The organism is Pyxidicoccus fallax (assembly GCF_012933655.1).
Lineage (GTDB): Bacteria > Myxococcota > Myxococcia > Myxococcales > Myxococcaceae > Myxococcus > Myxococcus fallax.
Genome location: NZ_JABBJJ010000393.1, coordinates 1 through 10,850, shown reverse-complemented (window position 1 = coordinate 10,850; position 10,850 = coordinate 1). Strand labels below are relative to the sequence as shown.

At 68.9% G+C, this 10,850-nt stretch carries 9 protein-coding genes; 3 read left to right on the top strand and 6 right to left on the bottom strand.

Annotation, left to right across the window (positions count from 1 at the left end; genetic code table 11):
* Positions 1-138: 138 nt before the first annotated feature.
* From cglE to HG543_RS46155, 5 genes are all read right to left on the bottom strand, one after another.
* The gene (gene cglE / locus HG543_RS46175; RefSeq protein WP_169351352.1) at positions 139-771 is read right to left on the bottom strand and encodes an adventurous gliding motility protein CglE; all 633 of its coding nucleotides are present in this window, start codon (positions 769-771) and stop codon (positions 139-141) included.
* A 106-nt stretch (positions 772-877) separates the two neighbouring features.
* Entirely contained in the window at positions 878-2,815 is a 1,938-nt protein-coding gene (gene gltG / locus HG543_RS46170) for an adventurous gliding motility protein GltG (protein ID WP_169351351.1), read from the bottom strand.
* 79 nt (positions 2,816-2,894) lie between these two features.
* Positions 2,895-3,170, bottom strand: coding sequence for an adventurous gliding motility protein CglF (cglF, locus tag HG543_RS46165; RefSeq protein ID WP_169351350.1), 276 nt, complete (start codon positions 3,168-3,170; stop codon positions 2,895-2,897).
* 127 nt (positions 3,171-3,297) lie between these two features.
* Positions 3,298-4,743, bottom strand: a complete 1,446-nt coding sequence (gene gltE, locus HG543_RS46160) for an adventurous gliding motility TPR repeat lipoprotein GltE (protein WP_169351349.1) — start codon at positions 4,741-4,743, stop codon at positions 3,298-3,300.
* Entirely contained in the window at positions 4,743-8,300 is a 3,558-nt protein-coding gene (locus HG543_RS46155) for a tetratricopeptide repeat protein (protein WP_246357780.1), read from the bottom strand. The genes gltE and HG543_RS46155 overlap by 1 nt, the downstream gene beginning before the upstream one ends.
* A 286-nt stretch (positions 8,301-8,586) precedes the next feature.
* Between HG543_RS46155 and HG543_RS46150 the strand changes: the two genes are divergently transcribed.
* From HG543_RS46150 to cutA, 3 genes are read left to right on the top strand one after another with little or no spacing between them, the layout of a single operon-like run.
* A complete protein-coding gene (locus HG543_RS46150) occupies positions 8,587-9,249 on the top strand; it encodes a hypothetical protein (protein WP_171818414.1) in 663 nt (220 codons plus the stop codon).
* A 58-nt stretch (positions 9,250-9,307) separates the two neighbouring features.
* Positions 9,308-10,282: an ATP-binding protein gene (locus HG543_RS46145; protein ID WP_169351347.1), complete on the top strand. Its 975-nt coding sequence runs from the start codon at positions 9,308-9,310 to the stop codon at positions 10,280-10,282.
* A 12-nt stretch (positions 10,283-10,294) separates the two neighbouring features.
* A complete protein-coding gene (gene cutA / locus HG543_RS46140; protein ID WP_169351346.1) occupies positions 10,295-10,618 on the top strand; it encodes a divalent-cation tolerance protein CutA in 324 nt (107 codons plus the stop codon).
* Between the two features lie 15 nt (positions 10,619-10,633).
* Here the strand turns inward: cutA and HG543_RS46135 are convergent.
* The coding region (locus tag HG543_RS46135; RefSeq protein WP_246357779.1) for an ATP-binding protein at positions 10,634-10,850 on the bottom strand (217 nt) is incomplete at its 5' end.

Here is a 10,850-nt window from a genome sequence, read left to right as displayed (position 1 = left end):
GCCAAAACCCCCACCCCCGAAACCTCCACCTCCCGGACCGTCACGACGAGGGCCCTGACCCGGCGCACCCCCGTCACGACCGCGCCCACCGGGGCGCGGCCCACCGCTTCCATTCTCCTGAGGCACGTCTTTCTCCCGCTAGAACGCGTAGCGAATGTTCGGCGCCACGGCGAACCCGAAGGTACCCCCGGAGACGAGGTAGTTCCCCGTCACCTCGAGCCCCACGGAAAAGTGGCGCAGCCTTGTGTAGTACTCCACTCCGGGCCCGGCAAACACAAGAATGTCGGACTCGGGGAGGAGACGCTTCGGCGAGAACATCGCATAACCCGCGCCACCGCGGAGGTAGAACCACGTCCGCTTCACTTCCTGGTTATCAGCCAGGCCCAGCAGGCGCGCGCGCAGCACGGCGCCCGGCACCATCGTCTGGAAGTCGCCAGACACGCCACCGCCCGAGTTACCCACGTACTCGGCGCTGGTGCCGATGCTGGAGCCCATGATGAACACGCCCAGCGAGAAGTTCTCCGTGATGTCCACGCCCACTTCCACCTGCGCCATGGGGCCCGCGGAGAAGGGCCGCGGCGTGCCCTCGGCGGCCGGCGGGTTGGTCAGGAACATCGGGCCACCCAGGACCGCGAAGTACAGGCCACGCTCGATTTCGTCGTAGGTGACGGCGGGGCGGTCCCCGGTGTTGTCGGGGGTGGGCTTCTGGGCGCTCGCGGCCAGGGGGAGGACGAACGCGGCGCACAGGGCGAAGGGGGCGAGGGCTTTCATGCGGTCCTGAGGGTAGCGCGGCTCCCGTGGGGAGCGGGAGCCGGTGGAAACAGCGCGGGCAGACCGTTGCGCAGGTCCGCCCGCTCAACAGTGGGGCAGCCCGGCGCTACTCGCCGGCCTGCTTGAAGATGAACGGGTAGGTGACGACGACCACGCCACCGCCCTTGGGCTCCGGGAACTTCCAGGTGCGCACGCGGCCCGCCACGCACGTCTCGAGCTCCGCGTTGCCCGCGGTGGACTGCGCCACCGAGGACGACGCCACCGAGCCCGTGGCGGTGATGACGAACTTCACGGCCACCTTGCCGCCCAGCTTCGGGAAGCGGTTGAGCAGGCTCTCGTAGCAGTAGCGGATCTGCCCGCGGTTCATCTGGATGACCTTGCGGATGAGCTCCTTGTCCAGCGAGCCCATGACCTCCGGGTCGGACGAGGTGATGCCCACGTCGACGCTCTGCTTGCCGCCGAGCACGCCCACGCCACTGCCGTAGGTGCCGGTGCCGCCACCGCGGCCCTTGGTGCCGATGCCGCCGATGCCGATGGTGTCACCCGTGCCGCCGCCACCACCGCCGGAGCCACGCAGGCCCAGGCCGCCGAAGCCGCCCGAGTCACCCGCCTTGGCGCCGAACATGTTGCCCATGGCGCTCTTCAGGTCGCCACCCAGGCCGCTCTTGCCGAACACGGTGGAGATGCCGCCCTTGCCGCCGCCGAAAATCTTCGCGGTCAGCGCGCGGGCCTCGTCCTTCTTGTTCGGGTCGCCCTTGGGCGCGGTGCGGTTGTTCGTCTTGGCCGCGTCCTTCTTGCCCATCTGGCCTTCGTCGCCGCGGCTCTTGGCGGCCATCTCGCCGCTCTGCTTCTTCTCCTTCTGCTGGTTCAGGCGCTCGAGGAACTTGTTCTTCTGCGCCTCGGGCGGCTTGATGATGAGCTTGGCGATGCGCGCGCTGTCGGCGGACAGCTCGTCCGCGTACTCGTCACCGTCGCCCGTGCGGTTCATCGCGGTGATGACGAAGGCGGTGGCCACGAAGAACATCACCAGGAAGATGTTGAGCGCCGTGTAGTCCAGCGACTCGCCCAGCGGCGCCACCACGCGCTTGGGCACGGGCTGGAAGGCCACCTCGAGCGTGACGCCGCCCAGGTCCACCCAGATGAAGTCGTCCGTGTCCAGCGTCAGCGTGTACGCCTCGCCCTCGTGGGAGGCCTTGCCCGACTCGATGACCGCCTTGAGGTCCAGCGTCTCGCCCTTGCGGGTGAGCTCGCCCTTCATCTTCCCCGTGAAGCGCACGGAGAAGGCCTGGCCGTCGGAGCGCACCACCTCGAACGTCGGGGCGCCCAGCTTGGAGTCGCCCATGACGAGGTCCACGCCCGCGGCGCTGCCCACGGTGAACGCGCGCTTCTCGCCCGGATGCAGGAAGAACTCGCCCACGCGCTGGTCACCCCACGCGAAGCGCAGCCCCACGCCCAGCGGGCCGTTGGACTTGGCCTTGCGCGCGGTGCGCACCCGGGGCGCGGCCTCCACCGCGGGCGCGGCGGGCGCGGCCGGCTCGGCCGGAGCGGCGGCGGGCACCACCACGTTCTGCTGCGTGGCGGCGAGCGACGCGTCCAGCGGGCCCGAGGCGGCGGCCTGCGGCGCCACGGCCGCGGCGGCCTGCGCCAGCCCCACGGCGGGCGCCGGGGTGGCGATGACGGGGTTCTTCTCCGTCGTCTCGTCGGTGCTGGCGGCGGCAACGGCCAGGTTGGCGGCGGCTACGGCGGCAGGGTTCTCCAGGCGGATGGTCGTGCCACCCACGCGGATCTCGTCGCCGAAGACGAGCTGGCCCTTGTTGACCCGCTTGCCGTTGACGTACGTGCCCTCGACGCTGCCCATGTCGATGATGGACATGGAGCCATCGCTGGCCACCTCGATGACGGAGTGGATTCGGCTGACCTTCTCGTCTTCCAGGCACAGGTGCGCGGAAGACAGACGGCCAATCTTGATGATGTCGCGCTCGTAGTCCTTGGAGGCGACGAGCGAGTCGCCCTTGAAGACCTTGAGTGTCAGAGGAACGGCCATGAGGGCTCCTACGTAGGGTGGGTGGTGGCTACAGACAACGCTCGCGCCGGCGGGTTCCCGCCTTTGCGAAGGACGCCGACTACAGCTCCCCCACGGACTGCATCACCTTGTCCTCGAAATCCTCGCGGATGCGGATGAGGTTCGAGTGCTTCACCTTGTCGCGGGCTTCGATGTACTCGCCGTCCGGCTTCGTGAGGTCACCTTCGATGGTGTCGTCCTCGAAGTCGATGTTGGTGGTCTTGGAGTAGCGCACATTGCCCTCCCCTCCCCCACCACCGGTCGGGGCATTGCCCTCGTCCTGGGCGAAGGCCGGAGCCACCGCGAGCACCGCACACAACATCAGAGCCTTCCGCATCACTGTCTCCCGCGAGGGCCCCGCCGGGCCCGTGCCACAACCACATCCCCATTAAGGGGAATGCACTAGGTTCGCATCATCCCCCGAGGCCCCGCCACAGCGAAGGCACCCGGGGACGTCGGACGTTTCACAGCAGGTCGTCTTCCGGCTCGGCTGGATCCGCCGGAGCTGCATTCTTCTTCTCCGGGGCCCCACCCGCCGGAGCCGCCGGGGCCGGAGCCGCGGTGCCGGACGCCGGGGTGGCCTCGGGGGCCGTGCCAGTGGCGGCGGCCGGAGTCACGGCGCCCGCGGGCTGCGGGGCCGGGGCGGCCTGCTTCTCCGCGGCCTGCATCTGCGCCTGCTGCTTCTTCTGCAGCTCCTCCATCTGCTTCGCCTGCTCCTCGGCGGCCTTCGCCTCGCGCTTGGCGCCGACGATGGCCTCCGCCTCGCGCAGCAGGTTGAAGACGGGGGCGTCGGCGGGCAGGGCCACGTCGTCGCCGGCCTGGGCGATGTACTTGCGGTACAGCTCCACGGCGCGCTCGGGCGCGTCCTTCACCTTGTGGAGGATGACGGCGCGGTTGAGGCTGACGGCGGCCAGCTCGGGGTTGAGCTTCTCGGCCTCGTCGTACTCCTGCATGGCCTTGTCGAACTGGCCCTGGCCCTTGTAGGCGATGCCCAGGTTCAGGTGGGCGGCGGCGTTCTTCCCGTCCGCCTGGAGGATGCGGCGCAGGTGCTCCTCGGCCTCGGGGAAGTCCTCGGACTCCAGCGCCAGCTGCGCCAGCTCCACGTGCGAGGGCACGTAGTCGTCACGCACCTCCAGCGCCTTGTTGAAGGACAGCCGCGCCTCGTCCTTGTTGCCCTCCTTCAGCAGGATGAGGCCCACGGCGTGGTGCAGCTCGGGGTCCGAGCCGTCCAGCTTCACGCCGCGCAGCGCCACCAGCTTCGCCATGGCCAGCTGCTTGCGGTCGATGTAGCTGCGGATCATCACCTTCAGCGCGGTGGTGGAGTTGGGGTCGCGCATCAGCGCGCCCCGGGAGAACTCCATCGCCTTGTCGTGGTCTCCGGTCTGCCGGTAGATCTCCGCCAGGCGCGCGCGGGACTGGGCGTCATCCGGGTAGCGCTGCAGCACGTCCTGGTAGATGGCCACCGCGCCGGCCACGTTGCCCGCGTTCTGCTCCATGACGGCCAGGTTCTCGGACGCCTGGCGCAGCGAGGGCTTCTTGGACAGCGCCGTCTTGTACTGCGCGCGGGCCTCGTCCAGCTTGCCCTGGCGCTCGGCGATGACACCGAGGTTGTAGTGGGCCTCGGCGAGGTTGGCGTCGGACTCCAGGGCCAGCTTGAACTTGCGCTCGAGCGCCGGGTAGTCGAACGCCTTGGCCTTCTTCTGCGTGTCGAACGCCTTGATGGCGTCCTCGAAGCGGGCCTTGGCGGTGTTGGAGATGGGCGGCGGCGCCGGCTCCTTGCCGGTCGTCTGGGTGAGCGACTTGGCCGGCGTCGTCGGGCCGGTGGCCTTGGACGAGGAGCAGCCGATGGCGGTCAGCGAGACGGCCGCCAGAAGGGGGAACAGGCGCATGGTACGGGTCGTCCGGTTCATTAGAGGAAGTCCTCCGGCTCCTCGTCAGCCCCGCCCTGCTTCGTGGGCGCGGCGCCGTCCTTGGAGGCGGCGGGCTTGGAATCCACCTGGGTCTCGGTCTGCGAGCGGAGCTGCTGCGTGAGGTCTGCGAGGTCCTCCTTCAGCGCCTCCGACTTCGCCTGCTGCGCGTCGGCCACGGCCTTGGGCGCCGGCGGCGGCACGTCCTGGATGGCGGCCAGCATGTCCCCGCCGATGATCTGCTCGCGCCCCTTCAGCGCCACCTTCTCCTCCGGCATGTCCGGGAAGCGGTCCGGCGCGTAGGTGGTGCGCAGGAGCTTCAGGCTCTCCGCGGCGCAGTCGTTGTACACGTCCAGCTCGCGGCTCTTGGCCACCGTGGCGGTGAAGGCCTCGGTCGCCTTGTCCTTCAGCGGCTGGGCCTGGTTGGCGAACTCGTCGCGCAGCGCCTGCTGCGACTCCTCGTCCAGGCCGCGCGGCATGGGCGCGTTGACGATGCGGTCGGCGAAGTGGTCATACGCCAGGCCGATGCGGTGCAGCGCGCAGATGGCCGGCTCGGGCGCGCCCAGGGCCACCGTCTGCACGTACTTCTTCTCCACCACCTGCAGCGCGCGGCTCTTGTCCTGGATGCTGGCGCGGAAGCGGTCCGGCGACGGCGGCGCGCCCCAGTACAGCTTCAGGCGCTTGTACTCCGCCCAGTCCAGATCCACCGACAGGAACTGCGCCTGCGCGGAGGTGGCCAGCGCCGGCTTCTCCAGCGTCGTCTGCACGCGGCGGGGCAGCTGGTCGAAGTGCTCGAAGATGCGCTTGTACATGCGCGCCACGTCGCGCGACTTGCCCATCTTCTTGTACATGTCGACGATGCGGCCTTCGGCCGTGAGGAACTTGCTGGGCGAGCGCATGTTGTCGCGCTCGTACTCCTCCAGCATCTTGATGGCGCGCATGCCCGCGCCGCTCTTGCCCGTCAGGTCGATGATGGACAGGCGGATCTCATCCGCGTCCTTCGCCTTGGGCCACAGCTCCAGGTAGTGCTCGCGGTTCTTCAGCGCCGCCTTCGTCTGGCCCAGGCCCGCGCGGTAGGTGGACGCGTTGAACAGCGCCACCTGTGCCTTGGCCTCGTCCCACTTCTGCGGCGCGGCCGGCTTCTCGTCCTTGCCCTTGCCCTTGCCCTTCGACTTGGGCGCGCCCTTCTCCGAGATGCTGCGCTCGTAGCCGCGCACGTACGCCTCGTAGGTGCTGGCCGCGTCCTCGAAGTCGCCGATGGCCTCCAGCGCCTCGGCGTTGGCGTAGATGGAGTCCGGCACGTACTTGGACCGCGGGTACTGCGCGAACAGGCTCTTGCGGACCTCGATGGCCTTATCCAGCTGCTTCGCCTTGTAGTAGTCGACGGACGCGTTGTAGAGCGCCAGGTCCGCCAGCTCCGTCTCCGGGAAGTCCTTCACGAAGGCCAGGTATGCCTCGGCGGCCTTCTGGAACTCCTTCTTCTCCTCCAGCTGGCTGACGAGCTTGAAGGACGACTGCTCGATGAGCTTGGCCAGGTCCTCGCGGAACTTGCCCGTGGCCAGCTTGTTGTTGGCGTAGAAGCGGCGCGCCCACTCGTTCACCTTCGCGTAGTCCTGCAGCAGGTTGTACGAGTCGAGCACGAGGTTGGCGGCGATCTCCGCCGCGCGCTGGCCGTCCTCGAACTTGTAGTCGGGGTAGCCGAGGGCAATCTCGCTGAAGCGCAGCACCGCCTCGTCGAAGTGGTTGTGGCGGTAGTAGATGTTGGCCGCCTTGAAGGCGATCTCCACCCGCTTCTCACCCTTGGGCACGTACTTGAGGTAGCGCTCGCACGCGTCCAGCAGGGACTTCTTCAGCGTGGGGATGGTGGCCTTCTTGGTGATGTCCGCGCTCACCTCGCTCTTGCCCTCGCCGCGCGCCTCGCCGGCCTTCACGACCTCGTCGTAGGCGAGCACCGCGTTGTAGGCGGCGTTCTGCAGCCACTTGCCCGGCTTGCCCGGCTTGGGCTTGCCCTTGTCGTCCTTGGCCTCCAGCACCTTGGCGTCCTGGAGGACGACGAGCGTGTAGTTGGCGGCGGCCTTCTCGTAGTTCTGCAGGTTGTCGTTGAGGAGTTCCGCCCAGAAGAAGCGCAGGTCGTACGCCTTGGGGTTGTCCGGGAAGAGCGTGAGGTAGTCGCTGTACACGGCGTCCGCGTACTTGAAGGTCTCCTCGTTGCGCGTCTTGCGGCCCTCGTTGTGCCAGGTGACGGCGAGGTTGGACAGGGTGCGCTCGGACAGCTCCTTCGCCTCGGCGAGCAGCTTCTTGTCCTTGTCGTCCTTGATGACGCCGGAGGACTCGACGTCCTTCATGATCTTCACGAGCCGGCGCACCTGGGCCACGGTGCGCTCCTTGTTGCCCATGCGGAGGATGCAGTCGACGATGCGGCCCTGGAAGCCAGGGGCCTCGGGCGACAGCGGCTTCTCCTTGATGAGGGAGTTGTACGTGATCGCCGCTTCGCGGTCCTTGCCGTCCCCGTAGTAGAGGTTGGCCAGCTGCTTCATCATCGTGAAGCGGTCTTCCGGATTGGTGGCCACCTTGCCGAAGTCCGCGCGGGCCTGCGCCACGTCACCCTGGTGGGCGTACGCGCGCACGTAGTCGGTGCGCGCCTCGCGCACCAGCGAGCTCTTGCCGCTCTTGCCGCCGTCCTTCTCCACCGCGTTGGCGCCGGCCAGCTCGCCGTAGAGCACCACCGTCTTGAACTTGTCCTTCGCGGCCTCGTAGTCCCCCATGTTGTAGTGGCACCAGCCCTGCTTGTAGAGGGCGAAGGCGTACACCTGACTCTCGGGGAACTCGGCGGCCTTCTTGTACGCCGCCAGGGCCTTCTCCAGCTCCGGGCGCTTGCCCTTGGAGTTGTTGAAGTAGTACTCGCCGAAGGCCAGGTAGGCGTCGGGGATGTACTTGGACTTCGGGTACTTCTCCACCAGCCGCTTGTAGGCGACGAGCGCCTTGCGGTCCTGGCCGTCCTCCATGAGGTACTGGCCGAGGAAGAAGAGCACCTCGTCGGTGCGCTCGAAGGTCGGGTGCTCCTGGACGATCTTCGTGTACTGCTCGACGGCGAGCTTGCCGTACTCCTTCTGCTTCGCGACGAGCTCCGCCTTCTCCGCCTTGGCGCGCTGCTGGGCCATGGCGTCGTTGCGGTTCATCGCCTTGATGAGGTCGTCGTCCTTCCGGTTGGCCTCGAAGAAGTAGAACTTCGACTCCTCCCAGTAGAACTCGCCCAGGCGGAACAGGAGGCTGGGGACCTCCTTCGGGTCGGGCGACAGGGAGATGATCTTCTTCAGCGACTGGATCTGCTCGCGCCGCTTGGAGGCCACCTGCAGCTCCACGCCCAGCCGGAACTGGTCGTACTGGAGCGCGGGGGCGACTTCTTCCTTCTTCTTTTCACGGGTGATGTCACCGGCCAGCGACTTGTCGATGGTCGCCGCGGTCTTCTGGCCGAGAGCGGCATCGCGCGTGGCTTTCTTTTCCTGAGCGGCGGACGCCGTGGCCAGGAGCACGAGGCAGACGAGGAGCGAACGTCGCATGGTCTTCCTAGGGAGGGGGGACCGGCGTCCCCGGTCGGTTGCCTGGTCGGCAAGTATCCGGGAATCTTCGGGAATTTCCATTCGGGGGTGCTCACTATGCTCGGATCCGGCGCAGCGGGTCAACCCTGACTGGCTGTCTGCCCTGGGAGCGGAAAGCACGCCGGAAATCTTCCAGAAGCGCTGTGAGAAAACCGGCCGCGGAGTTGCGCTGTCGGACCCAGCGGGTATGGGGAAGCAGACGGCCGGCTGCTCGGCTGCCCTGTACTGGAGTGCGAGTTTCCGGATCATGAGCCTCCTCCCCGAGAGCGCCAGCTTCGAAGAGCTGGTGCAGGACTACTTCCTCGCGTTGCGCGGCGCGGGGCTGATGCTGTCCGCGCTGGACACGGAGCTTTTGACGACCTGGGCCCGGGAGAACGTTCCCTTCGAGGTGGTGGCGCGGGGCATCTCCCGCTCGGCGGAGAAGGCGCTGTGGGACGCGCGGCCCGGGGAACCGGTGCTGCGCTCGCTGCGCGCCTGCCGGCGGCAGGTGGAGTCGGAGATCAAGAAGTACCGCGCGCTGGCGGCGGGCGCGGGGACCGCGGAGCACTCCGACTCGCACTCGCGGCGCAAGAAAGCCCGCACGTGGGAGGAGACACGACACGCGCGGCTGTGCGCGGCCCTGGAGGACGTGGCGGGGCGGGAGATGGCGCTGGCGCCCCGGGTGCAGCGGCTGCTGGAGACGGTGCTGGTCCAGGTGCCCGCGGAGCCGGCGGCGCTGGACGCGCAGGAGGCGCGGGCCCTGCTGTCGCTGCTGCGCGCCCTGCCCTTCCTGGAGCGGCGCGCGGTATGGCGCGAGGCCCTGGCGGCGGGGGCGGAGCAGCAGGTGATGTCGGCGCGCGCGAGGCGGGTCTCGCGGCGCTTCCGGGTGCTGGCGGCGGCGCGGCGGCGGCTGGGCATCAAGGAAGGCTGAGTTGAACGCTCGCCTGCTCGCCTGTTCAGTGGGCTGACGAGCGCTGGGAGGCTCTGGTATGGCGTTGGGGATGGCTCCGAAGAACGGCGAGGCGTGTGGGGTGTGTGGCGGGCGGACCTACGTGCTCGAGCGGCGTGGGGACCAGGCCCAGGCGCGGGTCTGCGTGTGCTCGGAGAGCTGCTCCGTGTGCGGCGGTCGCGGGCACGTGCTGGTGGAGCGTGAGGGCGTGTTCAGCCAGAAGGTGGGCCCCCGGCGCTACGAGGTCATGGAGCCGTGCGTGTGCACGCGGCGGCGGCGGCGGGTGTCCCTCTTCAACGAGGTGGGGCTGCCCGGCGTGGTGTCCCACGCGGGCTTCGACAACTACCGGGCCTTCAACGAGGCGCAGGACCGGGGCCGCGGCGTGGCGATGCACTTCGCCCACCAGTACGTGAAGGGCGGCACGGACACGAAGGGCGGGCCCGCCAAGGGCTTCATCCTGAGCGGGCCGGTGGGCACGGGGAAGACGCACCTGTTGGCGGCCACGCTGGCGCACCTCGTGCTGGAGGTGGGCGTGCGGGCCCGGTACGTGGAGATTTCGCTGCTGTACGCCACCATCCGGCGGGGCTTCCAGGAGGGCAAGAGCGGCGGCGAAATCATCGGCCCCCTGTCGGACGTGGAGGTGCTGGCCATCGACGAGCTGGGCAAGGGACGCGGCAGCCCGTTCGAGATGGAGACGCTCGATGAGCTGATTGCCCGCCGCTACAACGCGGGCCGCACCACGCTGTTCGCGACGAACTACTCGCTGGAGCCGGAGAAGAAGGCCCCACGCGCGGCGGCGCCCCCGGGCTACCGGACGACGGAGGACGCGCGCAACGCCGTCCGCGAAGCGGAGCTGCTGCGCGAGCGCGTGGGCGAGCGCATCTACAGCCGGCTGTGCGAGATGTGCACCTTCGTGGAGCTGCCCCGCGACACGCCGGACCGGCGCCGCACGCGGCAGGAGATGGACTCGCCCCTGCACCACGCGCCGGGCGCGCTGCGCGGCGCGGGACGCTGAGCCTCGCGCGCCATGACCGACGTCATCCTCGTCCTCGTCACCGCCCCTTCCGCTGACAAGGCCGCCGAGCTGGCGCGCACCCTGGTGGAGGAGCAGCTCGCCGCGTGCGGCAACATCGTCCCCGGGCTGCGCTCCATCTACCGGTGGCAGGGACAGATTCACGACGACGCCGAGGTGCTGCTCATCCTCAAGACGCGGGCCGCCCTCTTCGAGCCGCTGCGCGCCCGCGTCGTCGAGCTGCACCCCTACCAGGTGCCCGAGGTGCTCCGCGTCGACATCGCCGAGGGCCACGCGCCGTACCTCGCGTGGGTCCTCGAGAACAGCCGGCAGCCCTGAGCCCCGCCGGGGCGCCTACGACGCCTCGCTCCGAAGCGAGTCCAGCGTGTCCTCCACGCTCGCGGACTCCACGGCGTAGTCCCGGCTCCGAGCCACCTGCACGCCCTCGGCGAACACCGGCAGGCGCACGCGGAACGTGGAGCCCTTGCCCATCTCGCTGTCCACGGAGATTTCCCCGCCGTGTGACGCGACGATGCCCTGACACACCGACAGCCCCAGCCCCGTCCCCTTC